This is a genomic window from Streptomyces nojiriensis, assembly GCF_017639205.1.
GTDB lineage: Bacteria > Actinomycetota > Actinomycetes > Streptomycetales > Streptomycetaceae > Streptomyces > Streptomyces nojiriensis.
This window is the reverse complement of record NZ_CP071139.1, coordinates 2,092,942-2,117,099: the sequence shown is the minus strand read 5'-3', so window position 1 is coordinate 2,117,099 and position 24,158 is coordinate 2,092,942. Positions and strand designations below refer to the sequence as shown.

23 protein-coding genes and 1 riboswitch are annotated in these 24,158 nt (G+C 72.1%); of the genes, 16 read left to right on the top strand and 7 right to left on the bottom strand.

Annotated elements, in window-relative coordinates:
* Nucleotides 1–4 precede the first annotated feature (4 nt).
* The 6 genes from JYK04_RS09910 (at nucleotide 5) to JYK04_RS09885 (ending at nucleotide 5,659) form a co-directional block, all read left to right on the top strand.
* Nucleotides 5–994 (top strand): DUF881 domain-containing protein, encoded by a 990-nt coding sequence (locus tag JYK04_RS09910; protein ID WP_189746232.1) that lies wholly within the window; start codon nucleotides 5–7, stop codon nucleotides 992–994.
* A gap of 85 nt (nucleotides 995–1,079) precedes the next feature.
* On the top strand, nucleotides 1,080–2,027 hold the full coding sequence (locus JYK04_RS41115) for an FHA domain-containing protein (RefSeq protein WP_229876799.1): 948 nt from the start codon (nucleotides 1,080–1,082) through the stop codon (nucleotides 2,025–2,027).
* Nucleotides 2,028–2,046: 19 nt separating this feature from the next.
* On the top strand, nucleotides 2,047–2,820 hold the full coding sequence (gene ftsR / locus JYK04_RS09900) for a transcriptional regulator FtsR (protein ID WP_189746230.1): 774 nt from the start codon (nucleotides 2,047–2,049) through the stop codon (nucleotides 2,818–2,820).
* A 51-nt stretch (nucleotides 2,821–2,871) separates the two neighbouring features.
* Nucleotides 2,872–3,345, top strand: coding sequence for a bifunctional nuclease family protein (locus tag JYK04_RS09895; protein ID WP_030009777.1), 474 nt, complete (start codon nucleotides 2,872–2,874; stop codon nucleotides 3,343–3,345).
* Between the two features lie 180 nt (nucleotides 3,346–3,525).
* Nucleotides 3,526–4,164: a MerR family transcriptional regulator gene (locus tag JYK04_RS09890; RefSeq protein WP_189746228.1), complete on the top strand. Its 639-nt coding sequence runs from the start codon at nucleotides 3,526–3,528 to the stop codon at nucleotides 4,162–4,164.
* A 43-nt stretch (nucleotides 4,165–4,207) separates the two neighbouring features.
* The gene (locus tag JYK04_RS09885; protein WP_189746226.1) at nucleotides 4,208–5,659 is read left to right on the top strand and encodes a DNA polymerase IV; all 1,452 of its coding nucleotides are present in this window, start codon (nucleotides 4,208–4,210) and stop codon (nucleotides 5,657–5,659) included.
* A gap of 4 nt (nucleotides 5,660–5,663) precedes the next feature.
* Here the strand turns inward: JYK04_RS09885 and JYK04_RS09880 are convergent, their stop codons facing one another.
* On the bottom strand, nucleotides 5,664–6,029 hold the full coding sequence (locus JYK04_RS09880; RefSeq protein WP_189746224.1) for a PRC-barrel domain-containing protein: 366 nt from the start codon (nucleotides 6,027–6,029) through the stop codon (nucleotides 5,664–5,666).
* Nucleotides 6,030–6,141: 112 nt separating this feature from the next.
* Nucleotides 6,142–6,240, top strand: a riboswitch (glycine riboswitch).
* 195 nt (nucleotides 6,241–6,435) lie between these two features.
* Here JYK04_RS09880 and gcvP point away from each other — a divergent pair.
* On the top strand, nucleotides 6,436–9,321 hold the full coding sequence (gene gcvP, locus JYK04_RS09875; RefSeq protein WP_189746221.1) for an aminomethyl-transferring glycine dehydrogenase: 2,886 nt from the start codon (nucleotides 6,436–6,438) through the stop codon (nucleotides 9,319–9,321).
* A 136-nt stretch (nucleotides 9,322–9,457) separates the two neighbouring features.
* Here gcvP and JYK04_RS09870 read toward each other — a convergent pair whose 3' ends face one another.
* Together JYK04_RS09870 and JYK04_RS09865 are read right to left on the bottom strand one after the other, a co-directional pair.
* Nucleotides 9,458–9,646, bottom strand: a complete 189-nt coding sequence (locus JYK04_RS09870; RefSeq protein WP_030009772.1) for a DUF5999 family protein — start codon at nucleotides 9,644–9,646, stop codon at nucleotides 9,458–9,460.
* A gap of 261 nt (nucleotides 9,647–9,907) precedes the next feature.
* Nucleotides 9,908–10,528 (bottom strand): hypothetical protein, encoded by a 621-nt coding sequence (locus tag JYK04_RS09865; protein WP_189746219.1) that lies wholly within the window; start codon nucleotides 10,526–10,528, stop codon nucleotides 9,908–9,910.
* Nucleotides 10,529–11,015: 487 nt separating this feature from the next.
* On the opposite strand from JYK04_RS09865, the gene JYK04_RS09860 reads away from it, so the two are divergent.
* The 3 genes from JYK04_RS09860 (at nucleotide 11,016) to JYK04_RS09850 (ending at nucleotide 14,325) form a co-directional block, all read left to right on the top strand.
* Complete coding sequence (locus tag JYK04_RS09860) at nucleotides 11,016–12,548, top strand: glutamate-cysteine ligase family protein (protein ID WP_189746217.1); 1,533 nt, start codon at nucleotides 11,016–11,018, stop codon at nucleotides 12,546–12,548.
* 97 nt (nucleotides 12,549–12,645) lie between these two features.
* Nucleotides 12,646–13,485: a CPBP family intramembrane glutamic endopeptidase gene (locus JYK04_RS09855; RefSeq protein ID WP_373297516.1), complete on the top strand. Its 840-nt coding sequence runs from the start codon at nucleotides 12,646–12,648 to the stop codon at nucleotides 13,483–13,485.
* A gap of 93 nt (nucleotides 13,486–13,578) precedes the next feature.
* The gene (locus tag JYK04_RS09850) at nucleotides 13,579–14,325 is read left to right on the top strand and encodes a hypothetical protein (RefSeq protein ID WP_189746213.1); all 747 of its coding nucleotides are present in this window, start codon (nucleotides 13,579–13,581) and stop codon (nucleotides 14,323–14,325) included.
* A gap of 52 nt (nucleotides 14,326–14,377) precedes the next feature.
* Here JYK04_RS09850 and JYK04_RS09845 read toward each other — a convergent pair whose 3' ends face one another.
* Nucleotides 14,378–15,220: a PhzF family phenazine biosynthesis protein gene (locus tag JYK04_RS09845; protein ID WP_189746211.1), complete on the bottom strand. Its 843-nt coding sequence runs from the start codon at nucleotides 15,218–15,220 to the stop codon at nucleotides 14,378–14,380.
* A gap of 513 nt (nucleotides 15,221–15,733) precedes the next feature.
* Between JYK04_RS09845 and JYK04_RS09840 the strand changes: the two genes are divergently transcribed.
* Together JYK04_RS09840 and JYK04_RS09835 are read left to right on the top strand one after the other, a co-directional pair.
* Nucleotides 15,734–16,429, top strand: a complete 696-nt coding sequence (locus JYK04_RS09840; protein WP_189746209.1) for a response regulator transcription factor — start codon at nucleotides 15,734–15,736, stop codon at nucleotides 16,427–16,429.
* Nucleotides 16,426–17,790: an ATP-binding protein gene (locus tag JYK04_RS09835; protein WP_189746207.1), complete on the top strand. Its 1,365-nt coding sequence runs from the start codon at nucleotides 16,426–16,428 to the stop codon at nucleotides 17,788–17,790. Before JYK04_RS09840 ends, JYK04_RS09835 begins: the two co-directional genes overlap by 4 nt.
* Here JYK04_RS09835 and JYK04_RS09830 read toward each other — a convergent pair.
* Nucleotides 17,756–18,259, bottom strand: a complete 504-nt coding sequence (locus JYK04_RS09830; protein WP_189746204.1) for an SgcJ/EcaC family oxidoreductase — start codon at nucleotides 18,257–18,259, stop codon at nucleotides 17,756–17,758. The two genes, JYK04_RS09835 and JYK04_RS09830, sit on opposite strands and share 35 nt — an antisense overlap.
* Before the next feature lie 347 nt (nucleotides 18,260–18,606).
* Here JYK04_RS09830 and JYK04_RS09825 point away from each other — a divergent pair, with 347 nt between their 5' ends.
* On the top strand, nucleotides 18,607–19,227 hold the full coding sequence (locus JYK04_RS09825) for a PadR family transcriptional regulator (RefSeq protein ID WP_189746199.1): 621 nt from the start codon (nucleotides 18,607–18,609) through the stop codon (nucleotides 19,225–19,227).
* Between the two features lie 87 nt (nucleotides 19,228–19,314).
* On the opposite strand, the gene JYK04_RS09820 is transcribed toward JYK04_RS09825, so the two are convergent.
* Complete coding sequence (locus JYK04_RS09820) at nucleotides 19,315–19,743, bottom strand: type II toxin-antitoxin system Rv0910 family toxin (protein WP_189746196.1); 429 nt, start codon at nucleotides 19,741–19,743, stop codon at nucleotides 19,315–19,317.
* Nucleotides 19,744–19,914: 171 nt separating this feature from the next.
* Here JYK04_RS09820 and JYK04_RS09815 point away from each other — a divergent pair, with 171 nt between their 5' ends.
* Both JYK04_RS09815 and JYK04_RS09810 read left to right on the top strand, forming a co-directional pair.
* Nucleotides 19,915–20,886, top strand: a complete 972-nt coding sequence (locus JYK04_RS09815) for an EamA family transporter (protein ID WP_189746194.1) — start codon at nucleotides 19,915–19,917, stop codon at nucleotides 20,884–20,886.
* A gap of 162 nt (nucleotides 20,887–21,048) precedes the next feature.
* A complete protein-coding gene (locus tag JYK04_RS09810; protein ID WP_229876795.1) occupies nucleotides 21,049–22,008 on the top strand; it encodes a DMT family transporter in 960 nt (319 codons plus the stop codon).
* On the opposite strand, the gene JYK04_RS09805 is transcribed toward JYK04_RS09810, so the two are convergent.
* Nucleotides 21,990–22,724, bottom strand: coding sequence for a pyridoxamine 5'-phosphate oxidase family protein (locus JYK04_RS09805; protein ID WP_189746192.1), 735 nt, complete (start codon nucleotides 22,722–22,724; stop codon nucleotides 21,990–21,992). The genes JYK04_RS09810 and JYK04_RS09805 overlap by 19 nt on opposite strands.
* Before the next feature lie 37 nt (nucleotides 22,725–22,761).
* On the opposite strand from JYK04_RS09805, the gene JYK04_RS09800 reads away from it, so the two are divergent.
* Nucleotides 22,762–24,096 (top strand): aminotransferase class I/II-fold pyridoxal phosphate-dependent enzyme, encoded by a 1,335-nt coding sequence (locus tag JYK04_RS09800; RefSeq protein WP_189746190.1) that lies wholly within the window; start codon nucleotides 22,762–22,764, stop codon nucleotides 24,094–24,096.
* Nucleotides 24,097–24,158 lie beyond the last annotated feature (62 nt).

The window sequence follows — 24,158 nt, the reverse complement described above, 5'->3', positions numbered from 1 at the left end:
GCCGATGAGTACGAACGACAGCCCCGAGGAGCAGGGGGGCGCGGGCCGGCCGCCGGAGCCCCCCAAGGCGCCGAAGACCCCGGAGGCCCCGGAGGCCCCGGAGCCTCCCAAGGCGCCGCAGACCCCGGAGCCCCCCACGGAGCCGGAGACCCCGCAGTCTCCGGAGTCCCTGCGACCGCCGCGGTCCTCGGAGTCCCCGCAGTCGCCACAACCTCCGCAGTCGCCGGAACCACCGGAGCCGTCGGAGCCGTCCAAGGAAGTACCGGGGCAGCCGGAGGAGACCGGCCGGCAGCGGCTCGCGGCCGGGCTGTGGCCGCCGCGGGTGAGCCGGGCCCAACTGATCGTCGCGCTGCTGCTGTTCGTCCTGGGGCTGGGTCTGGCGATCCAGGTCCGGTCCAACAGCGACTCCAGCGCGCTGCGCGGGGCCCGCCAGGAGGACCTCGTGCGGATCCTCGACGAGCTCGACGGGCGGACCAAGCGACTGGAGGACGAGAAGCAGCGGCTGGAGGACCAGCGCAAGGAGCTGGAGAGCAGCTCCAACCAGGCCGAGGAGGCCCGTAGGCAGACCGTCGAGAAGGAACGCCAACTCGGCATCCTGGCCGGTACGGTGGCAGCCCAGGGGCCGGGCATCACGCTGAAGATCACGGATCCCACGGGTCAGGTGCAGTCCGACCAGCTGCTGGACACGCTTCAGGAGCTGCGGGCGGCCGGGGCCGAGGCGATCCAGATCAACGGGGTGCGCATCGTGGCGGGCTCGTACTTCTCGGACGAGAACGGCGGGGTCGCCATCGACGGCAAGAAGATCACACAACCCTATGAGTTCAAGGTGATCGGCAAGCCCCAGGATCTGGAGCCCGCGCTGAACATCCCCGGCGGTGTCGTCCAGACGCTGGAGAAGGAGCAGGCCACCGTCGCCGTCACACGGTCGGCGAAGATCGTTGTGGATGCCTTGCGGGCTGCGAAGCAGCCTGACTACGCTCGGTCGTCATCGTGATGAATCGGAGTGAAGGGTGGAGCGGTCCACGCGGGCTGATGCCTGCGGGGGGTCGGCGCACCGAAGTCGCGGTGCGTGGTGGAAACTGTCTGGTGGTTACGGACGTTGTCAGAATGTCCGGGTCGGCAGGTGTCTGCATTCGGAGTTCGTCCTGCCCCACGGGCGGGTCTGTTTCAGTCAAGGGGAATCGCCCGTGAAGTTGTTTGAGAAGTTGTTCGGCAAGAAGAACCGTGAGGAAGGCGGCGCGGCACGGCATCGCGCCGCGCACGGGGACGTGGAAGGGCAGGGCGACCGGCCGCTCTTCCGTGACGAGGTCGCCGGCGCGGGTGATGTTCCCGGTGCCCCCGGCGCGTCGGCTGTTGACCCTGCTGGTACCGGACGCATAGGTTTCGGTGAACCATCAACCTCAAGTGCGGGTGGAGGGTTTGCCCCCGACCCGTATGCCACCAATGCATCCGCGGGGCATCCGCGGCGCGAGGAGCCGTCCATGTCGGCCGAGCAGATTTGCAGCAGGTGCGGACACCGCAGCGATGCGGCCAGTCGGTTCTGCTCGAACTGCGGTGCGCCGCTGCGGGCGGGTCTGACGCCGGAGCGTGCCTCGGAGACCACGTCCACGATCTCGATCTCGGGCCTCGAGGCCTACGAGGCCGAGGTGTCCGGACAACCGCACGTGTCGTCCTCCTCGCTGTCCCCCGAGGCGCAGGCCGCGGTGGAAGCGCTGCCCCCCGGTTCCGCTCTGCTCATCGTGCGGCGCGGTCCCAACTCCGGGAGCCGTTTCCTGCTGGACGGCGAGCTGACCACGGCCGGCCGCCACCCGCAGAGCGACATCTTCCTGGACGACGTCACCGTCTCCCGGCGCCATGTCGAATTCCGCAGGAGCCAGGAGGGCGGCTTCACCGTCGCCGATGTCGGCAGCCTCAACGGCACGTACGTGAACCGTGAACCGATCGACTCCGTCGCCCTGCAGAACGGCGACGAGGTGCAGATCGGCAAGTACCGGCTGGTCTTCTACGCGAGCCTGCGGGGCATCTGACCCTTTTAGGGAAGGTTCCATGCTGCGTACCCCGACCGGCGGTGCCCCGCGAAGTGGCACCGCCGGCACCGCCGGCCCGGCCGGGCGGCTGGTGAGCATCGGCACGGTGCTCGCCACGCTGCGTGACGAGTTCCCCGAAGTCACCATCTCGAAGATCCGTTTTCTGGAGGCGGAGGGGCTCGTCGAGCCCCGGCGCACCCCTTCGGGATATCGCAAGTTCAGCACCGACGACGTGGAGCGGCTCGCTCGGATCCTGCGGCTGCAGCGCGACCACTACCTGCCGCTGAAGGTCATCCGCGAGCAGCTCGACGCGCTCGCCCGCGGGGAGCAGATCCACATTCCGGCGCCCACCGCGCACGGGGACTCCGCCGACCCCGCCGGACCGGCGGCCGTCTACGGCGAAGTGGGGCGGGAGCGGCCCACCGTGGCCCGGGTGGGCCGGGCCGAGCTGCTCGAGGCCGCCGGGGTGGACGAGGTACAGCTGGTCGAGTGGGAGTCGTACGGGCTGCTGACCGAGGGCGCGGACGGCGGATTCGACGCCGGGGCGGTCACGGTGGCCCGGCTGGTGGCCGACCTGGGCCGGTTCGGGCTGGAGCCGCGGCACCTGCGCGCGATGAAGGCTGCGGCGGACCGGGAGGCGGGGCTGGTGGAGCAGGTGGTGGCACCGCTGCGCAGGCATCGCAATCCGCAGACGAGGGCTCATGCGGAGGCCACGCTGAAAGAGCTCGCGGGGCTCTCCGTACGGCTTCACGAGGCGCTCGTACAGACCGCTCTCGGGGTCCGGCTGCCCTGAGGTGGGGGGCCCGACTACCCAAACCTGTCGAGCAGGTCCTAGGGTTACTGTGTGAACGAGCTCGACGTTGTGGGTGTCCGGGTGGAAATGCCCTCCAACCAACCGATCGTGCTCCTGCGTGAAGTGGGAGGCGACCGGTACCTCCCCATCTGGATCGGTCCAGGGGAGGCGACCGCCATTGCCTTCGCGCAGCAGGGGATGGCCCCTGCCCGACCGCTGACGCACGACCTGTTCAAGGACGTGCTGGAGGCGATCGGCGAGGAGCTCACCGAGGTCCGGATCACGGATCTGCGGGAGGGCGTCTTCTACGCGGAGCTCGTCTTCGCCAGCGGGGTCGAGGTGAGTGCGCGTCCTTCCGACGCCATAGCCCTCGCCCTGCGGACGGGGACGCCGATCTACGGGAGCGACGGCGTGCTGGACGACGCCGGAATCGCCATTCCGGACGAGCAGGAGGACGAGGTGGAGAAGTTCCGCGAGTTCCTCGACCAGATCTCGCCGGAGGACTTCGGCACCGGCCCGCAGTGAGGTGTCGGCCGCGTCGTCCTCGGGCATCCTCAGCCCATTCGATTAGCCTTTCCCCGTAAAGGGATACGGGAAACCACTCTCAGGGTGATTATCACTCGGCGTGCCGAGTGTGGCGATCGTTGACGCACCCCTGGTGACTGCCTACCTTCAAGGTGGGCAGGTCAAGGACGGAGGGTCGGCGTGAGGATCACGGGCGACGGTACGACCGGGGGCACCCCCGCACGGAGTGAGGCTGGGCCGTACCCGCTGCACGGCGGTGCGGTCGGTTCCGCGCGCCGTCAGCCGGAGTCGACGCCGGTCGGACCGGTGGGCGCGGACCCGGAGCCCGGCCGGATCGGCTACCGCGGGCCGACGGCGTGCGCCGCGGCCGGCATCACGTACCGGCAGCTCGACTACTGGTCCCGGACCGGGCTGGTGGAGCCCAGCGTGCGGGCCGCCTACGGGGCGGGGACGCAGCGGCTCTACAGCTTCCGCGACGTCGTGGTCCTCAAGATCGTCAAGCGCTTCCTGGACACCGGGGTGGCGCTGCAGAACATCCGCACGGCGGTCCAGCACCTGCACGACCGGGAGCTCTCGGACCTCGAACGGATGACGCTGATGAGCGACGGCGCCACCGTGTACGAGTGCACCTCGCCGGACCAGGTCGTGAGCCTGTTGCAGGGCGGGCAGGGCGTCTTCGGCATCGCGGTGGGCGTGGTGTGGCGCGACGTCGAGAGCGCGCTGTCGCAGCTGCACGGGGAGCGCGTGGACACCGGCGAGACGCTGGTGCGGCACAACCCGACGGACGAGCTGGCCGCCCGCCGCAACCGGGCCGTCTGACCCGAGCCGGGGCATTGTCAGTGGCGTAGGGCAGCATCGGGCTGTGAGAGCCGCGCCGACCATCCTGCATCTGGACATGGACGCCTTCTACGCCTCCGTGGAGCAGGCGTCGAAGCCGAGCCTGCGGGGCAAGGCCGTCATCGTGGGCGGCCTCGGGCCGCGCGGGGTCGTCGCCACGGCATCGTACGAGGCCAGGCGCTTCGGGGTGCACTCCGCGATGCCGATGGGGCAGGCGCGGCGGCTCTGCCCGAACGGTGCGTACCTGATCCCCCGCTTCAGCCTCTACCGGCAGGTCAGCGACGTGGTGATGGCCATGCTGCGGGAGCTGTCGCCCCTGGTGGAGCCCCTGAGCCTGGACGAGGCCTTCGTGGACCTGGAGGCGGGCGGGGTGGCCTTCGACTCGCGCAGCGCGCGGCAGGCGGGGGAGCGGCTGCGGGCCGACATCCGGGCCGCCACGGGGCTCAGCGGGTCGGTGGGGCTCGCCGGGTCGAAGATGCTGGCCAAGGTGGCCTCCGAAGAGGCCAAGCCGGCCGGACTGCTGCTGATCGAGCCGGGGACGGACCGCGAGCTGCTCGCGCCGATGTCGGTACGGACCCTGCCCGGGGTGGGTCCGGCCACGGGCGAGCACCTGCGCCGGGCCGGGATCACCACGGTGGGGGAGCTGGCGGAGGCCGGGGAGGACGAGCTGGTCCGGATGGTCGGCCGCGCGGCCGGTGCCGGGCTGTACCGGATGGCGCTCGGGCTGGACGACCGGCCGGTGGTCGCGGAGCGGGACGCGAAGTCGGTGTCGGTCGAGGACACCTTCGACGTGGACCTGCACGATCGGGTACGGATCCGCGGCGAGGTCCAGCGGCTCGCCGACCGGTGCGTGCAGCGGCTGCGGGGCTCTGGGCATTCGGGGCGCACGATCGTGCTCAAGGTGAGGCGGTACGACTTCTCCACGCTGACCCGGTCCGAGACCCTGCGGGGGCCCACGGACGATCCGGCGGTGGTGCGGGAGGCGGCGGCGCGGCTGCTGGAGGGCGTGGACACCACGGGTGGGGTGCGGCTGCTCGGAGTGGGGGTGAGCGGGCTGGCGGACTACACGCAGGAGGACCTGTTCGCGCAGTCGCTCGCCGCTGAGCCGGACGAGGCGGCCGGGCCGGAAGGGGCGGCCAGGGCGGCCGGGGCGGCTGGGGCGGAGGGGAATGACGGCGCGGACAGGACGGACAGGACGGACGGGGCCGGAGGGGAGGCGGTGGCGGCCGGGGGCGCCCCGGAGGCCCCCGAGCCGCCCGGGGGGCCGGAGCCTGCCCCCGAACGGCGCTGGACGGCTGGGAGCGACGTACACCATGCCGTGTACGGGCCCGGATGGGTGCAGGGCAGCGGGGTCGGGCGGGTGACCGTGCGGTTCGAGCAGCCCGGATGGGAGCCCGGCCGGGTGCGGACCTTCCGGGTGGACGACCCCGAGCTGGAGCCGTCCGATCCGCTGCCGCTCGTGGGGGACAGCCCGTGACCCCCTAGCTTTCGTCGCCCGCCAGGCGGCCGAAGTCGCGGTTGAAGTCCGACGGAAGGGTCGTGTCCAGTCCGTAGTGGTGGTAGAGCTGCAGCTCCTGTTCGGGGGAGAGGTGGCGCCCGACACCGAAGTCCGGGGCGTCCCTGATCAGGGCGCGTTCGAAGGGCACCCGCAGGGTGTCGCCCACCAGCTCGCTCGGCTCCAGCGGGACGAAGGCGTCCCGGCTGAAGAGCCCCGTCCGGACCGCGGCCCACTCCGGGACGCCCGTGGCATCGTCGAGGTAGACCTCGTCGATCGTGCCGATCTTGGTGCCATTGCGGTCGAACGCCTTGCGGCCGATCAGGCTGCGCGGATCGATGTCGGTCTGCACGGTCCCTCCAAAAGGTCGCAACTGCTCCGTAATGACTACAGAAGTGCATATCCGCAGCGGAGGCCACTCGGGGAGGGTTCAGATCCTCGCTGGTACGCTGGTGAACGGCTGTCGACCCTGTGCGGGAGAGTCCTCCGAGTGAACAAGACGGAGGCGCCGAAGGAGCAAATCCTCCCCGGAATCTCTCAGGCATACGTACCGCACGGACGAGGCCACTCTGGAAAGCAGGGCGGGTACCGGGCGCGCAGTGCCGGTCCCCCTCCTCACCGACGGTGAAAGCCGGAACTCTCGGGAGACCCCCGTGACTCCGGTGAAACTCTCAGGTGCAGATGACAGAGGGGGAGGCCGTCCGGGTGCCAGCGCCGTGGTGCCCCTCGCAGGTCATACGACCAGGAGGCCTCCGTACATGACCGCCAACCGCATTCCGCTCTCCCAGCTGGAGCGAGGCATCCCCTTCGAACAGCGCCACATCGGCCCGGATGCCGAGGCGCAGGCGAAGATGCTCGCCCAGGTGGGCTACGGCTCCCTGGACGAACTGACCGCTGCCGCGGTCCCGGATGTGATCAAGACCGCCGAGGCGCTCGATCTGCCCGAGGCGCGCACCGAGGCCGAGGTGCTGGCCGAGCTGCGCTCGCTCGCCGACCGCAACCAGGTCCTCTCGCCGATGATCGGTCTCGGCTACTACGGGACCTTCACGCCGCCGGTGATCCTCCGCAACGTCATGGAGAACCCGGCCTGGTACACGGCGTACACGCCCTACCAGCCGGAGATCTCCCAGGGCCGCCTCGAAGCGCTCCTGAACTTCCAGACGGTCGTCGCCGAGCTGACCGGGCTGCCGACCTCGGGCGCCTCGCTGCTCGACGAGGGCACCGCGGCCGCCGAGGCCATGACCCTGGCCCGCCGCGTGGGCAGGTCCAAGGGCAACGTCTTCCTGGTGGACGCCGACGCGCTGCCGCAGACCATCGCCGTCATCGAGACCCGCGCCGAGCCGATCGGCATCGAGGTCGTCGTCGCCGACCTGTCCGCCGGCATCCCGGCCGAGATCGCCGAGCGCGGCGTCTACGGTGTCCTGGTCCAGTACCCCGGCGCCTCCGGTGCCGTGCGGGACATCAAGCCGGTCATCGACCAGGCGCACGAGCTCGGCGCCATCGTCGCCGTCGCCGCGGACCTGCTCGCGCTCACCCTGCTGACCTCCCCGGGCGCGCTCGGCGCGGACATCGCCGTCGGCACCACCCAGCGCTTCGGCGTCCCGATGGGCTTCGGCGGACCGCACGCCGGTTACATGGCCGTCCAGGACAAGCACGCCCGCTCCCTGCCCGGCCGGCTCGTCGGCGTCTCCGTGGACGCGGACGGCAACAAGGCCTACCGCCTGGCGCTGCAGACCCGTGAGCAGCACATCCGCCGTGAGAAGGCCACCAGCAACATCTGTACCGCGCAGGTGCTGCTCGCCGTCATGGCCGGCATGTATGCCGTCTACCACGGCCCGGACGGCCTGCGGACGATCGCGAGCCGTACCCACCGCTACGCCACCCTGCTCGCCGCCGGTCTGACCGCAGGCGGGGTCGAGATCGTGCACGGCTCGTACTTCGACACGATCACCGCCCGCGTGCCCGGCCGTGCCGCCGAGGTCGTCGCCGCCGCCCGCGAGGGCGGGGTCAACCTGTTCCAGGTGGACGCCGACCTCGTCTCCGTCGCCTGCGACGAGACCACCCTGCGCGCCGACGTCGAGGCCGTCTGGGCCGCCTTCGGCGTCACGGCCGACATCGAGGCGCTGGACACGACCACGGTCGACACGCTGCCCGAGGGTCTGCTGCGCTCGGACGCGTACCTGACCCACCCGGTCTTCCACCAGCACCGCTCCGAGACCGCGATGCTGCGCTACCTGCGCAAGCTCTCGGACAAGGACTACGCGCTGGACCGCGGCATGATCCCGCTGGGCTCCTGCACCATGAAGCTCAACGCGACCACCGAGATGGAGCCGGTGACCTGGCCCGAGTTCGGTCAGCTGCACCCCTTCGCGCCGGTGGAGCAGGCCGAGGGCTACCTCACGCTCATCAACGAGCTGGAGGAACGTCTCTGCGAGGTGACCGGCTACGACAAGGTCTCCATCCAGCCGAACGCGGGCTCCCAGGGTGAGCTCGCGGGCCTGCTGGCCGTCCGGGCCTACCACCGGGCGAACGGCGACGAGCAGCGCACCGTCTGCCTGATCCCGTCCTCCGCGCACGGCACCAACGCCGCCAGCGCCGTGATGGCCGGCATGAAGGTCGTCGTCGTCAAGACCGCCGACGACGGCGAGGTGGACACGGCCGACCTGCGCGCCAAGATCGAGCAGCACCGCGACGAGCTCGCCGTGCTGATGATCACCTACCCCTCGACGCACGGTGTGTTCGAGGAGCACGTCGCCGACATCTGCGCCCAGGTGCACGAGGCCGGCGGCCAGGTCTACGTCGACGGCGCCAACCTGAACGCCCTGGTGGGCCTGGCGAAGCCGGGTCACTTCGGCGGCGACGTCTCGCACCTGAACCTGCACAAGACCTTCTGCATCCCGCACGGCGGCGGCGGTCCGGGCGTCGGCCCGGTCGGTGTCCGGGCGCACCTGGCCCCGTACCTGCCGAACCACCCGCTCCAGCCGGCCGCGGGTCCGCAGACGGGCGTCGGCCCGATCTCGGCCGCTCCGTGGGGCTCGGCGGGCATCCTGCCGATCTCGTGGTCGTACGTGCGCCTGATGGGCGGCGAGGGCCTCAAGCGCGCCACCCAGGTGGCGGTGCTCGGCGCCAACTACATCGCCAAGCGCCTGGAGCCGCACTACCCGGTGCTCTACACCGGCCCGGGCAACCTGGTCGCGCACGAGTGCATCATCGACCTGCGGCCGCTGTCGAAGGCCACGGGCGTGAGCGTCGACGACATCGCCAAGCGCCTGATCGACTACGGCTTCCACGCGCCGACCATGTCCTTCCCGGTCGCCGGCACGCTGATGATCGAGCCGACGGAGTCCGAGGACCTCGCCGAGATCGACCGCTTCTGCGACGCGATGATCGCCATCCGCGGCGAGATCGAGCGGGTCGCGGGCGGCGAGTGGCCGGCGGACGACAACCCGCTGGCGAACTCCCCGCACACCGCGGCGGCGCTGGGCGGCGAGTGGAACCACCCGTACACCCGGGACGAGGCCGTCTTCCCGGGCGGGGTCACGGCCGCCGAGAAGTACTGGCCGCCGGTGCGCCGCATCGACGGTGCGTTCGGTGACCGCAACCTGGTGTGCTCCTGCCCGCCGCTGGACGAGTACGACGCCTGAGGTGAACGGGGTCGTACGACCGCCGTATGACGGTCGTACGACATGAACAAGGGGCCGGTCCGGGAGAGTCTCTCTCCCGGACCGGCCCCTTCGCCGTTCGCTACGGCCGGCCGGACAGCTCGATCGCCCGGGCCGGTCAGGCCGCCGCGAGCGGGCGGTGCGGGGCGATGATCTGGCCGTCCGGCAGCAGTTCACCGGTGTCCTCGAAGAGCAGGACGCCATTGCACAGCAGGCTCCAGCCCTGCTCCGGGTGGTTGGCCACCGGGCGCGCGGCCTCCCGGTCGGCGGATTCGGCTGACGGGCAGGCTGGCTGGTGCTGGCACATGGATGCGTTCTTTCGCTGCGGTGTGGTCTGCGTGCTACGGCTCGATGCGTGATTCATGGCCGTCCCCCTGGGTCATCCCCGCACCCGCGGGGAGCGTGTCATCAGTCTTCCTCCATGACAGCCGCTTCGCAGGTATTTCCCGGCAGCCGTCCTCACAGATTGATGACGCATCACTCGTGCGGGCGGTTCAGGCCAACTCCCCTGTCATTTCGGATGGTTCACAAGTGGCCCGGGCGGACTAGGCCGGATGGGTGATTCGGGTCAGGCGGCGGGCGCGGCCAGCGTGGGGGGCGCCGCCGCCGGCAACGGGGTCAGTCGACGGGTCAGTACGGGCAGCAGCTCGGAGACCGGATGCGGCCGGTACGGGGCGATGCCGGGCGGGGCCGGGGCGAGGGGCACCAGCAGGTCCTCGCCGGCCGGCAGCCCGGCGGCGGCGTCCGCGCCCACCGCCCCGTGCAGCCACAGGGTCAGCATGTAGAGCTCCGGAACGGAAAGCAGCCGCGGCTGGTAGCCGGTGGTGAGGGATTCCGCCTGGCGCAGGGCGCGTTCGGTGGCCGCGACATAGGGGCCCTCGAAGAAATGGGAGAAGACCCAGCCGTCGGGAGTCAGCCGGGTGTCGGCCGCCGCGACGTAGCGGTCCCCGCTGCGGATCAGGAACCGCCAGCCCGTGAGCCGGGTACGCGGCGGCCTGCCGCCGGCCGCGAGGTTGGACAGGCCCAGCCGGTCGAGAACGTGGACCGGAAGCGGGAGTTCGGCGGTCAGCGGCCCCTGGATCGCGCGCAGGGCCGGGGTGTGCGCCTCGTGGACGGCGGTGGGGGAACCGAGTGCCGCGAGGACGCTGCGCAGGGCGGGCGCGGGGGCCGGAGGGACATGCAGCGGCATGGTGGGTCGCCTCTCACTTGGGAGACCGGTGGAACGGGGGCAGGTGCGGACTCGCATTCTGGGGCCAGAGGGGGGCCGAGGGGCAATGGCCGCGCGCCAACTCTCTGCCTCGTTTGCGGAGTTTATACGACATGTGTTCACGCAGTGTTTCGGCTAGCTGTCCCGGCTATTGCCGGCAAGGCGCTTACCGGACCCGCTGACGTGGCATTCATGCCCGATGCACGCGAACATGTCGCGCTGACCTCGGAGGTTACCGGACGGGGGCTCGGCTGGAAAGCTTCGGTTATCCCAACCAGGCAAAGTCGAAGCGGAATTTGCATACCGCGACTTGCCAGGTGAATGTGCCGAAGCGCCCTTCGGCCAAACCGGCGCGCGCTCCTCGTCACGCACGCCCCCCGCGCGTTATGGATCACGCTGCCGGGGCATCATCGACCGTAACGCGCGCCTGGGTGTACCGGGCCAGGCCCACTCGAGGAGGGACGCTTCGATGGGGGAGAAGGTCGTGGCGGGCGGATTCGACCTGTCCGATCGGCAGCGGTATCGAAGGAAGCTCCACGAGTGTCTGGAGGGACTGGAGCGGCTCCTGGCGGAGAAGAGGTTCGATCGCCCGAAGAACATGATGGGACTGGAGATCGAGCTGAATCTCGCGGGCGCCGACGGGTTGCCGAGAATGGTGAATGCACAGGTGCTGGAGCGGATTGCGAGCCCCGATTTCCAGACCGAACTGGGAATGTTCAATCTGGAGGTGAACGTCCTTCCGCACCGACTCGGCGGCCGGGTATTCGACCGGCTCGCCGAGGAACTCAGCGCGGGGCTGGGCTATGCCCACCGGCAGGCCGCGGAGATCGACGCCGGCGTGGTGATGATCGGTATTCTGCCGACGATCTCCCGCGCGGACCTGGTCGCCGCGAACCTGTCGGCGGTGGACCGCTACTCGCTGCTCAACGAGCAGATCCTGATGATGCGCGGGGAGGACTTCACACTCGACATCGACGGGGTCGAACGGCTGATCTGGACCTCCGGGTCGATCGTGCCGGAGGCCGCCTGCACCTCCGTGCAACTGCACCTGCAGGTGACCCCGGCCCGGTTCTCGGCGGTGTGGAACGCGGCGCAGGCGGTGGCCGCGGCGCAGATAGCCGTCGGCGCCAACTCGCCCTTCCTGTTCGGGCGCGAGCTGTGGCGGGAGTCGCGGCCGCCGCTGTTCACGCAGGCCACCGACACCCGGCCGCCGGAGCTCCAGGCGCAGGGCGTGCGGCCGCGCACCTGGTTCGGGGAGCGGTGGGTGGACTCGGCGTACGAGCTCTTCGCCGAGAACGTCCGCTACTTCCCCTCCCTGCTGCCGATATGCGACGAGGAGGAGCCCCTGCGGGTGCTCACCGAGGGCGGGGTACCGGGGCTGCAGGAGCTGGTCCTGCACAACGGCACCGTCTACCGGTGGAACCGGCCCGTGTACGGGGTCGCCGACGGGGTGCCGCACCTGCGGGTGGAGAACCGGGTGCTGCCGGCCGGGCCGACGGTCGCCGATGTCGTCGCCAACGCCGCCTTCTACTACGGGCTCGTACGCACCCTCGCGGACGAGCCGCGTCCGGTGTGGACCCGGCTGCCCTTCGCCGAGGCGGAGGCGAACTTCGACGCGGCCTGCCGGTACGGGATCGACGCGCGGCTGCGGTGGCCGCGCCGCGGCCGGGCCGGGGGGCTGGCGAGCGTGCCCGCCGTACGGCTGGTCCTGGACGAGCTGCTGCCGATGGCGGCGGCGGGGCTGGACGCCTGGGGGATCGAGCCCGCCGACCGGGACAACTACCTCGGCATCATCGAGGAGCGCTGCCGGCGCCGGGTGAACGGGGCGACCTGGCAGGTGGACACCTACCACCGGGCGCTCGCCGCCGGACTGGAGCGGGACGAGGCGCTGGCCGCGACGACCCGCAGGTACAGCGAGCTGATGCACAAGGGCGATCCGGTCCACACCTGGCCGGTGGGGCTGCCGGAGGAGGTGACCGCCTCGCTGCCCGTCGTGCGCTGACCGGCCCCGGCCGCGGGCCCGGCCCGTGCGCCCGACGCCGTCCGGTGATCTTGTTGATGGCCCCGCAGTGATCCTCCCGGTCCGCCGAGGAGGCAGTATGGGGTGGTCGCAACGGGATGGCAGGACGGAGTCGGGCGTGCGGACGGAGCCGGAGCCGGTGTTCGTGGAACTGGACGAGGACGGACGGCGGAGCCTGCTGCGCACCGAGACGCTGCTCGTCCTCGCGCTGTCGCTGGGCGCGAGCGGGGTCTCGGCGCTGATCAGCTTCATCGGCTCGCTCACCAAGCCCGGCGGGCTCAAGGACCAGGCGGCCACCCTCAACGGCTCCTACGCCCCGGGCCGGCCCTGGCTGGACCTCGCCTGGCAGCTCTTCGGCATCGCCAGCGCCCTGGTACCCGTACTGCTGGTCGCGCACCTGCTGACCCGCGAGGGCGCCCCCGGGCTGCGGGTGCTGGGCTTCGACCGCACCCGGCCCTGGTGGGACCTGGGCCGGGGCGCCCTCGTCGCGGCCGGGATCGGCAGCGCCGGGCTGGCCTTCTACCTGGGCGCCCGGGCCACCGGATTCAACCTCACGGTGGTGCCGGAGGCGCTGCCCGACGTGTGGTGGAAGTTCCCCGTACTGATCCTCTCCGCGCTGCAGAACGCCGTGGTGGAGGAAATCATCGTGCTGGCCTACCTGCTGCGCCGGCTCGGCCAGCTGGGCTGGTCGCCCGTGGCCGCGCTGCTGGCCAGCTCGGCGCTGCGCGGCTCATACCACCTCTACCAGGGCATCGGCGGCTTCATCGGCAACATGGTGATGGGCGTCGTCTTCGTCCTCGCCTACCGGCGCTGGGGCCGGGTGGGACCGCTCGTCGTCGCGCACGCGCTCCTCGACATCGTCGCCTTCGGCGGGTACGCCCTGCTCGCGGGCAAGGTGGGCTGGCTGCCGACCCCGTGACCGGTGGCGGCCCACCCGATCGGCCCTTCCGGGCGGTGCCGGACGCCGGAGCGGTGCGACGCTGGCCTCAGCACCAGTGAGGAGGCGCGCCCGGTGGCTGTCATGGACTCCCTGGTGCCGTTCGCGCCGTTCCTGGTGCCCGTGGTCACCGGCATGGTGGGCGGGATCAGCCTCCTCATCCGGGACCGCCGCGAGGCGCGCAGCAGCGACCACCACTACCGCAGGCGCCTGGAGAAGGCCCTGCTGGAGATCCAGTTCCTCACCGGCTGGCTGCAGGCCAAGCAGCTGGCGCCGACGACCGACTCCCCGGACCCGGCTCAGGCTCCGGTTCCGGCCCCGACCCCGGAGCCGGGGCGCTGGCTGGACGAGTGCTACGCGTCGGTGCGCCGGGCCAAGGCGGACACGGGCGGCCGCCACCGGACGGGGCCGGTCTCCCTGCGCCGCCTCCTGCTGCTGGGGGAGGTGAGCGGCCCGGCGAAGAGCATGCGGGTCGCCTACTGGATCTCCCTCGTCCTGTTCAACGTGGCGCTCGCCTGGTGGGTGAACGCGCTCGTCGCCGGCGTACCCGGGTTCATGCACGAGGAAGGCGTCTCCGAGTCCGAGGAAATCGCCTCCTACCTGGGCGTGGCGGGCGTCATGTTCGTCGTGTCGGCCGTCCTGTGGGTGTGGACGGTGCACCTGGGCGCCGCGGAGCCGAAGCAGGTGTACCGCAAGCGGATCGACTCGGCCGCCTGGGAGGAGCACGAGAGGAAGCGGCGCAGTGCCGCACGCGCGAAGGCAGAGGCGAAGGGGCGGTCCAAGGGGGACGCGAGGGGGGACGGGGGCCGGTCCGCGGGCTGACCCGGCTGATCGGCCCGGCCCGGGTCGGCGCCCGCGTCCGGGCCCCCGGTCCTTACCCCTCCTGTCCGGCCCCGGGCGGGGACGCGATGAGCTCGCCGTCGACGACCGTGACGGCCCGGCCGGTCAGCAGGGTGCGATCGCCCTCCAGGGTCACCCGTACGAGCCCGCGGCGCGCACCGCCCTGGAGGCCGGTCAGTTCGGTGCGGCCCAGGCGTTCCGCCCAGAACGGGGCGAGCGCGGTGTGGGCGCTGCCGGTGACCGGGTCCTCGTCGATGCCGAAGGCGGGGAAGAAGCCGCGGGAGACGAAGTCGTACCCAAGGGAGGGATCCTCGGCGGGCGCGGTGACGATCACCCCACGCCGGGCGAAGGCGCGCAGGGCGGCGTGGTCCGGCTCCAGCTCGCGCACGGTCTTCTCGTCGGCGAGCTCGACGAGGAGGTCACCGATGTGGTCGGCGGTGTCGTGCACGGAGAGGATCGGGGGACCGCCGAGCGCGTGGTCCACGGCGGCCGGCGGCGCCACCGGGGTCAGTGAGGACGTCGGGAAGTCCATGGTGACCGTGCCGTCCTCGGCCGTCTCGGCCGTGAGGACGCCGCAGCGCGCGGAGAAGCGGATCAGTCCCGTGGCGAGCCCGCTGGTGGCCAGTACGTGCGCGGTGGCCAGGGTGGCGTGGCCGCACATGTCCACTTCGGCGGCCGGGGTGAACCAGCGAAGCGCCCAGTCGGCGTCCCCGCCGGGCGGCAGGGGGTGGGCGAACGCGGTCTCGGAGAGGTTCATCTCGCAGGCGACCTGCTGGAGCCAGGCGTCCGGGGGGAACGCGGCGTCGAGGAGCAGGACTGCCGCCGGGTTCCCGTGGAAGGGGCGGTCGGTGAAGGCGTCGACGATTCGGATGCGCATGCCCCGACGGTAGGGCGGTTTCTTGATCGGCGACAAAGGCCAATCGGGGGTGACTGGCCCTGTCCACCGTGCTGCCGGGTGCGCGGGCCGGTCAGGCGGGGTGCGGGCGGAGCACGAGGCGGATGAGGCAGCGGAGTGTGCCGGGATCGGGGTGGTCTTCGTAGGCGGTCCGACGGGTGTGCCCGTCACCGCGGCGAACCCGGGACCGTGCGCGACGGTGTGGCGCAGCCGACCGGAAGCCTGCGCCACCGCCCCCGTGGCCGCGCTGCAGAGCGAGTTCTCCCGTGGGCCCGCGGCCTCGAACGCACCGTCCTGCCCACCGCCCACCGGCCGGGCGTCACCCTCGCCGCCCTGACCGTCCGTCTGACACCCGAGCAGCACCGGATCATCGGTGAGGCCGTCGGCGGGGCGGCGGGCGCGCGCTCCGGACCTCTCCCGACTGGAGCCGTAGCGGGGCCCGGTGCATCGCCGGCGCGGTGAACCGGCTTGCCGGTACGCACTAGTGTGCGCAGTGTGCGCGTACTTCTGGTGGAAGACGATGAGCCGGTCGCAGAGTCCCTGCTCCGCGGGCTGAGCCGCTACGGCTTCGACGTCGAGTGGGTCACCACGGGCGGCGCGGCGCTGGGCCACGAGGGTCCGTACGACGTCGTCCTCCTCGATCTCGGGTTGCCCGACACCGACGGCCTCGACGTGTGCAGGGCGCTGCGAGGGCGCAGTGCCGTGCCCATCATCGTGATCAGTGCCCGCAGCGACGAGACGGACCGGGTGGTCGGCCTGGAGCTGGGCGCCGACGACTACGTGTCCAAGCCGTTCGGGGTCCGGGAGGTCATCGCCCGCATACGCGCGGTGATGCGGCGCGTACGGCCCCGCACCCCGTCGTCGCCGGAGAGCACCCCCGACCGGTACGGCGCCCGGCTCACCATCGACCGCAGGGCCGCCCGCGTCCGGCTGGACGGCCAGGAGGTGGCGCTCGCCCCCAAGGAGTACGACCTGCTCGCCTTCCTCACCGAGGAGCCCGGCGCGCTGATGTCCCGTGAGCAGATCATGGAAGCCGTCTGGGACGCGAACTGGTTCGGGCCGACCAAGACGCTGGACGTGCACGTGGCGGCGCTGCGGCGCAAACTCGCCGGGGCGATCACCATCGAGGCGGTACGGGGGGTCGGCTTCCGGCTCGAGGCCGGCAAGGGCGCGGACGACGCCGCTTCATGATCCGCCAGCTGATCCGCAGCTACATCCTGCTCGTCGCCGTGGCGATCCTGCTGTTCACCGTGCCGGTGGCCTTCACGCTCACCGCGCAGCTGCGCGACGACACCGAGGCGTTCGTCAAGCGCGAGGCGACCACCATGGCGCTGCTGCTGGGCAACGGCAACGCCAGCTCCTGCCAGGCGCTGGAGGAGGTGGTGCGGGCGTACGAGCAGGAGACCCACGACCGGGTGGAGGTCACCGTCACCGACAGCTGCGCACCGGACATTCCCGCGCCGGCCTCCGACGCGGTGCTGACCCGGGCGCTGAAGGACGGGGAGGCGACGACCGACTGGGGTTCGGACCTCATCTGGGGCCGCGACCTGGTGATCACCGTCCCGGCGAAGGACCGGGGCCGGATCGTCGGCGCCGTCCGCATCGTCTATTCGACCGGCAACCTCACCCACCGGCTCTGGACGATCTGGGGCTTCCGGGCCGGCCTCGCGGTGGCGGTGCTCGGCGTGGCGGCGCTGATCGGCGCGGTGGTGGCCCGTCGGCTGACGCGTCCGCTGCGCCAACTCAACGACGTGGCCAGCAGGTTCAGTGACGGAGACCTGTCCGCGCGCTCCCCGGAGGAGGGCCCGCAGGAGACCCGGACCCTGGCCCGCACCCTCAACCAGGCGGGTGAGCGGCTGGACACGCTGATCGCCTCGCAGCGCATCTTCGTCGCCGACGCCTCCCACCAACTGCGCACGCCGCTGACGGCGTTGCGCCTGTCGCTGGACAACATCGCGGACGGCGTCGACGACGAGTTCGTGCACGAGGACGTGGAGCTGGCGACCGCCGAGGTCGTCCGGATGAGCCGCCTGGTCAACGGCCTGCTGGTACTGGCCCGGGCGGAGGCCAAGGTGTCCGCGGCGGAGCCGCTGCCGCTCAGGGACATCGTGGAGGAACGGCTGTCGGTGTGGAGGCCGGCCGCCGACGAGCGCGGCGTCACCATCGCGTTCGGGGAGGGCGCCGACGGCCGGCCGGCCGTGCTGGCCAGCCCCGGTCATCTGGACCAGGTGCTGGACAACGTGCTCTCCAACGCGCTGGAGGTCTCACCGGACGGCGGCACGATCACCGTCCGGATCGACCTCCGGGGTGCCGAGGCCGTGCTCTCCGTCCTCGACGAGGGACCCGGCATGTCGGACGCGGAGAAGTCCCGCGCCTTCGACCGGTTCTGGCGCGGTCAGGGCCTGACCGGGCGCTCCGGTTCGGGCCTCGGCCTCGCCGTCGTCAAGCAGCTGGTGACGGACGACGGCGGCACGGTGACCCTGCAGGACGCTCCCGGATCCGGTCTGTGGGTGGTCATCACCCTTCGGGCATCTTCGAGGAGTGGTGGTTGACGATCAGCCACTTGCCGTTCCGCTTCTCGTACTCGTACGTGTAGCGGGCCTTCACCGTGCTTTTGGCGCCGGTCTTCGGGTCGGTGAGCGTGAACGCGTAGACGCCGGTGTCGATGGCGGAGTTCTTGTCGAGGACGTTGACCATGGTCTCGACCTTCACGCCGACGGGCTTGTTCTGCAGGAAGTGCTCGAAGTAGTCGACGATCCCCGCGCGGTCGGTGCGGATCTTGTCGGAGACCGTGGGCAGGAGCACCGCGTCGCTCGCGTAGAGGTCGGCCACCTTCTTCGGGTCGCCGGTCTGCAGGGCCTTGTTCCAGGTGTCGAAGAGGCCTGCGATCCGGTCCTTTCCGGGCTGGGGGTCCCGGTGCTGGGGCCCGGCCGTCGCGGCGACGGTGCCGACGGTGGCGAGGGTCAAGGCCGCGGTGCCGGCGACGACGGCTGCGCGCTTGCTGAGGGAACGACGGGTCAACGCATCTCCAGTGTGAGGTGAATCGGAGCGGGGTCCGCTTCCCGCCGGGAGGTCCCTGCCGGGAAGCCCTCGGGGGGAAGCGGCTCCAGACTCGCCGTCCACGGGCCAGGAGCCGTGCAGGCGATCTACAGCGCACGGCCAGGAGACGGCCAACCCTCTGCTGTCCCCCTGCTGTCCCTCTGCCGGCCCGCTGCCTTCCCGCCACCCGCCCCTCCGGCTGCCACGACCGAAGGAGCACTATCGGCGACAGGTTCCGATATATCGTTGACACGTCGCGAGCCGTCGCCGATAGTGGAGACATCGGACAACCGATGAAGCAACGACAACGTGACGAAAGGAGCGCAGCCATGCGTTCACACGGACAGCACGGACACGACCACGGACATGACCACGGACGGGGCCACGACCACTGCGGGCCCGATCGTCGGGAGGGTTTCAAGGGGCGGCGCGCCGCCTTCGGCCCGTTCGGGCCGCCCTTCGGCGCGGGCCCCTTCGGTGGCCGCGGCGGACGCGGCGGACCGCGGGGCCGGGCCCGGCGCGGCGATGTGCGCGCCTCGATCCTGGCACTGCTCGCCGACCGGCCGATGCACGGCTACGAGATGATCCAGGAGATCGGCGAGCGCAGCGGCGGGGCCTGGAAGCCCAGCCCGGGCTCGGTCTACCCGACCCTGCAGCTGCTCGAGGACGAGGGGCTCATCACGAGTGCGAGCGAGGGCGGCAAGAAGCTGTTCACGCTCACCGACGCCGGCCGCTCCGAAGCCGAGTCGGGCCCGGACGCCCCCTGGGCGGACGCCGGGCGCGGCTTCGACTTCGAGGCGATGCAGGAGGTCCGGACGGCCGGCATCGGCCTGATGGAAGCCTTCGGGCAGGTCTTCAAGACCGGCACGCCCCAGCAGCGGGAGAAGGCTCTCGGGGTCATCAACGACGCCCGCAAGAAGCTCTACCTGATCCTGGCCGACGAGCACTGAGCCCGACCGGCCCCGGCATGCGGAGGCGCGCCCCGCGAGTTCGTCTCGCGGGGCGCGCCTTCGCGTACGGGACGGGCGGCCCGCAGGTCAGACGACCAGGCCGGCCAGCTTGCGCAGCGACTCGTTCAGCGCGGCGGTGGCCGAGTCCTTGAGCTTGCCCGCCATGAGGGACACGGCGGCCCCGGTGAACTCGCCGTCGATGCGGACCGTGGTGGCCTCGCCGTCCGGGGTCAGGGTGTACCGGGTGAGGACCGCCACGCCCATCGGGCCCTTGCCGGTGATGGCGAAGCGGCGCTCGGCCTCCAGCTCCGAGACGGTCCAGACGACCTCGGCCGGGAAGCCCATCATCTTCATGTTCTCCGCGAAGGTGGCGCCGACCGCGAGGGTCTCGGGTCCGCCCTGGGGGAAGTTCGTGTGGGTCATGCTCCACTGCCCGTACGCGTCCCAGTCCGTCAGCTGGGACCAGAGCAGCGCGGCGGACGCCTCGATGCGTGATTCCGCGGTGACTTCAGCCATGCGACCACCCCTTCTCGTCGGTACGTGCGGCGGAAGGTAGCCCCGGCGGGCGGAACATTCAATACTGACGACCTGTCAGATATGGCGGGGGTCGGCGGGGCGTGATCTCGACTCCGTCTCAACAGGTGTCATCCCCGTGACGGTCCTGACCCGCCCTGTCATGATGGCGGGATGCAAGCGTCAGGGAGAAATGCCGGACTGGGCCTCGCCCTCGTCTCGGCGTTCGCGTTCGGTGGTTCCGGAGTGGCGGCGAAGCCGCTGATCGAGGCGGGTCTGGACCCCCTCCACATGGTCTGGCTCAGGGTGGCCGGGGCAGCTCTCGTGCTGTCCCCGCTGGCCTGGCGCCACCGTGACCTCGTGCTGCGCAGGCCCGCGCTGCTCGCCGGCTTCGGGCTGGTCGCCGTCGCGGGTGTGCAGGCCTTCTACTTCGCCTCCCTGTCCCGCATCCCCGTCGGCGTGGCCCTGCTGCTGGAGTACCTGGGCCCGGCGCTGCTGCTCGGCTACATCCGCTTCGTGCAGCGCAAGCCCGTGACGCGCGGCGCCGCCGCGGGCGCGGCCGTGGCCGTCGTCGGACTGGCCTGCGTGGTCGAGATCTGGGCCGGCCTGAGCCTGGACCTGCTCGGCGTGCTCTTCGGCCTCGCCGCCGCCTGCTGCCAGGCCTTCTACTTCGTCTTCGCCGACCAGGGCGCCGACGGGGACGACGCCCCCGACCCGCTCGGGGTGATCGCGTACGGCATGCTCGTCGGCGCCCTGGTGATGACCGTGATCGCCCGGCCCTGGGAGATCGACTGGCAGGTGCTGGGCGGCGATGCCTCCGTGGGCGGCACGATGGTGCCCGCGCCGGTGCTGCTCGCCTGGGTGGTGCTGGTCGCGACCGTCTTCGCCTACCTGACCGGTGTGGTCTCGGTGCGCCGGCTCTCGCCCCAGGTCGCCGGTGTCGTGGCCTTCCTGGAGGCGGTCGTCGCCACCGTGTTCGCCTGGATCCTGCTCGGCGAGCACCTTTCCACCTGGCAGATCGTCGGCGGCGGCCTGGTACTGGGCGGCGCCTTCATCGCGCAGTCCTCCCGGCCGGCCCCGCCGGCGCCGGCCGTCGCCGAGCGGTCCGTACCGGGCCGTGAGACGGCCACGGTCGGCAAGGGCTAGGGTGGCGGTCATGCATTCGACCGTGCTTCCGCCTCCCGCCGCCTAGCGCGGGCGGCGCCACCACGACAGGTACCCGGCCCGGGGAGCCCCCGGGCGGGCCCGTGCTGCCCGCGAAGCGATGACCTGCTTCTTTCATCCTTCACGCATGCGCGGAGACATCTCGTGTCGAACCATTCGCCCGCCGCCGGGCGCAGTCTGCTGTACCTCGTCGTCGCCGGAGCCGCCTGGGGCACCGCCGGGGCGGCCGCCTCCCTCCTCTTCCTGGCCAGTGACCTAGGCCCGCTCGCCCTGTCCTTCTGGCGGTGCGCGGGCGGGCTCGTGGTGCTGCTCGGGGTGCTCGCCGTGCGCGGGCCCCGGCCCGCCCCCGGGCGGGTGCGGCCCTCCGCGGCCTCGCTGATCGGGACCGGGCTCCTGTTCACCCTCTTCCAGGCCGCGTACTTCGCCGCCGTGCGCGAGACCGGCCTCGCGGTGGGCACCGTGGTCACCCTCGGCGCCGGGCCGGTGATCATCGCGCTGGGCGCCCGGTACTGGATGGGCGAGCGGCTCGGCCGCGGTGGCGTGGTCGCCGTGGTGGGGGCGCTGGCCGGGCTGGCCGTACTGGTGCTGGGCAGCGGCGGCGGCGAGGTCCGCCCGCTCGGCGTCGGCTGGGCGCTGCTCTCGGCCGCCGGGTACGCGGGGATGACCCTGCGGGCGCGGTGGCTCGGGCAGCGCGGGGCGGGCGGGGACCCGCTGGTGACCACCGCCTGGTCGGTCGCGGTGGGCACGGTGTGCCTGCTGCCGCTCGCCGCGGCGGAGGGGCTGCTGCCGCACACCGCCGATCTCGGACGGGTGCTCTGGCTGCTGGTGTACGTCGCCACCGTGCCGACCGCGCTGGCGTACGCGCTCTACTTCACCGGGGCCGCCGCGGTACGGGCCGCCACCGTGTCGGTGATCATGCTGATCGAGCCGGTGAGCGCGGCGGTGATCGCGGTCCTGCTGCTCGGGGAGCGGCTGACCGGCGCCGTGGTGCTGGGCACCGTACTGCTGCTGACGGCGGTGGGCGCGCTGATCGTGGCCGAGGCCCGTCGGCCGGCGGCCGCGCCCACCCCCGTGCGGCGCAGCCCTCAGAGCGCGCTGAGGTAGTCCGGGACGGCGATGCCGGGGGTGAGGTCCGCGGCGGGCACCGGGGTTCCGTACGCCGGGGCCACCGGAACCACGCCCGCCCAGTACGGCAGGTCCAGGTCCTCGGCCTCGTCGTTCACCGGGCCGCTGCGGATCTTCGCGGACACCTCGGCGAGGTCCACGCGGATCACCGAGGTGGCGGCGAGTTCCCTGGCGTTGGCCGGCCGCGTGTCGGCGGAGCGGCCCGGGGCGACGGCGTCGACCATGGCGTCCAGGGCCGTCCGGCACTCCGCCTCGTCGGTGACCTGGCGGGCGGTCCCGTGCACGACCACCGAGCGGTAGTTGAGCGAGTGGTGGAAGGCCGAGCGGGCCAGGACCAGTCCGTCGACGTGGGTCACGGTCACGCAGACGGGCAGGCCCGGGTCGGTGCGGCGGGCCGCGAGCAGCGGGCGGGAGCCGGTCGAGCCGTGCATGTAGAGCGATTCGCCGACCCGGGCGTACAGCGTGGGCAGGACCACGGGCGCGCCGTCGCGGACGAAGCCGAGGTGGCAGATGTAGGCGCCGTCGAGTATCGAGTGCACCGTCGCGCGGTCGTAGCGCGCCCGGTCGCGGGAGCGGCTGGGGACGGTGCGGTCGGTGGGCTCGTAGCCTCCGGTCGATCCGTACACCGCGGTCGCTTCGGTCCTCTCGTTCCCCTCGGTCGTCGCGGTCGTCTGCGTGGCGGGCGTGGCGGTCATGGTGCCGACTCCATTGCACTAGTGCATACTGGGGTTTGTGCTAGGAGACTATCGGATCACAGGGCGTCGCGCAGCGGATATCGCCGCCGGCGTGGAGGCGGGCGTGGCTTCGGGCGCGCTCCCGCCGGGTTCACTGCTGCCGCCGATGCGGGAGCTGGCGGGCGAGCTCGGGGTGAACCCCAACACCGTGGCCGCCGCCTACCGGACGCTGCGCGAGCGCGGGGTCATCGAGACCGACGGACGACGCGGCAGCCGGGTGCGGGCCCGCCCGTCGAGCACGCCGCGGGACGCGCTGCGCATGGTCGTGCCGGAGGGGGTACGGGACCTCGCGGAGGGCAGTCCGGACGTGTCCCTGCTGCCCGCGCTGGAGGGGCCGCTGGCGGCGGCCGCCCGGCGGTACGCGCAGGCGCCGACCCTCTACGGGGCGGGCCCGGTCGCCCCGGAGCTCGCGGAACTGGCCCGGGCCGGCTTCGACGCGGACGGGGTGCCGCCGGGGCCGGTGGCGGTGACCTCGGGTGCGCTCGACGGGATCGAACGGGTGCTCACCGCCCATCTGCGGGCGGGCGACGCGGTGGCTGTGGAGGACCCGGGGTGGGGCGGGGCGCTGGACCTGGTCCCGGCGCTCGGGCTGCGCGTGCTGCCCGTGGCCGTGGACGACGACGGGCCCCGGCCCGAGGCGGTGGCCCGCGCGCTGGCGGCCGGGGCGCGGGCGCTGGTGGTGACCTCGCGGGCGCAGAACCCGACCGGGGCCGCGGTGGGCGCGGAGCGGGCGCGGGAGCTGCGGGCGCTCCTGGCGGACCATCCCGAGGTGCTGCTGATCGAGGACGACCACGGGAACGGGATCGTCGACCTGCCGTTGCATCCGCTGGGCGGGGTGACCCGGCACTGGGTGCTGGTGCGGTCCACCGCGAAGGCGTACGGGCCGGACCTGCGGCTCGCGGTGCTGACCGGCGACGCGGTCACGCTGGACCGGCTGCGCGGGCGGCAGCGGCTGGGGCCGGGCTGGGTGAGCCGGCTGCTGCAGTACGCGGTGGTGGAGCTGTGGACCTCGGGCGCGGTCGATCCGGTGGCGGTGTCCCGCTCGTACGCGGGGCGGCGGGACGCGCTGGTCGAGGCGCTGCGGCAGCGGGGGATCCGGGCACACGGGCGCAGCGGCCTGAACGTCTGGGTGCCGGTGGTCGACGAGACGGTGGTGGTGACACGGCTGCTCGCCGCCGGATGGGCGGTGTCCCCCGGAGCCGTCTTCCGGGTCGAGGCGGGGCCGGGGATCCGGCTGACGGTCTCGCAGCTGGCGGTCGCCGAGGTGCCCCGCCTGGCGGACGCGGTGGCCGCGGCGGCCAGTGTGGGTGCGGCGGGCGTGCGGTACGACTGACGGCGGACCGCACCCGGCGGCGGCCGGCCCCGGCGGTCGAAGCCGGGCCGCAGGCCGCGGGC

Bases quoted from the DNA above. Each gene is read 5' to 3' on its own strand.
- JYK04_RS09855 (WP_373297516.1), top strand. From the start codon at position 12,646: ATGGGGTGGTCGCAACGGGATGGCAGGACGGAGTCGGGCGTGCGGACG.
- JYK04_RS09860 (WP_189746217.1), top strand. From the start codon at position 11,016: ATGGGGGAGAAGGTCGTGGCGGGCGGATTCGACCTGTCCGATCGGCAG.
- ftsR (WP_189746230.1), top strand. From the start codon at position 2,047: ATGCTGCGTACCCCGACCGGCGGTGCCCCGCGAAGTGGCACCGCCGGC.
- JYK04_RS09815 (WP_189746194.1), top strand. From the start codon at position 19,915: ATGCAAGCGTCAGGGAGAAATGCCGGACTGGGCCTCGCCCTCGTCTCG.
- JYK04_RS09870 (WP_030009772.1), bottom strand. From the start codon at position 9,646: ATGTGCCAGCACCAGCCAGCCTGCCCGTCAGCCGAATCCGCCGACCGG.
- JYK04_RS09865 (WP_189746219.1), bottom strand. From the start codon at position 10,528: ATGCCGCTGCATGTCCCTCCGGCCCCCGCGCCCGCCCTGCGCAGCGTC.
- JYK04_RS09910 (WP_189746232.1), top strand. From the start codon at position 5: ATGAGTACGAACGACAGCCCCGAGGAGCAGGGGGGCGCGGGCCGGCCG.
- JYK04_RS09835 (WP_189746207.1), top strand. From the start codon at position 16,426: ATGATCCGCCAGCTGATCCGCAGCTACATCCTGCTCGTCGCCGTGGCG.
- gcvP (WP_189746221.1), top strand. From the start codon at position 6,436: ATGACCGCCAACCGCATTCCGCTCTCCCAGCTGGAGCGAGGCATCCCC.
- JYK04_RS09820 (WP_189746196.1), bottom strand. From the start codon at position 19,743: ATGGCTGAAGTCACCGCGGAATCACGCATCGAGGCGTCCGCCGCGCTG.
- JYK04_RS09825 (WP_189746199.1), top strand. From the start codon at position 18,607: ATGCGTTCACACGGACAGCACGGACACGACCACGGACATGACCACGGA.
- JYK04_RS09805 (WP_189746192.1), bottom strand. From the start codon at position 22,724: ATGACCGCCACGCCCGCCACGCAGACGACCGCGACGACCGAGGGGAAC.
- JYK04_RS09845 (WP_189746211.1), bottom strand. From the start codon at position 15,220: ATGCGCATCCGAATCGTCGACGCCTTCACCGACCGCCCCTTCCACGGG.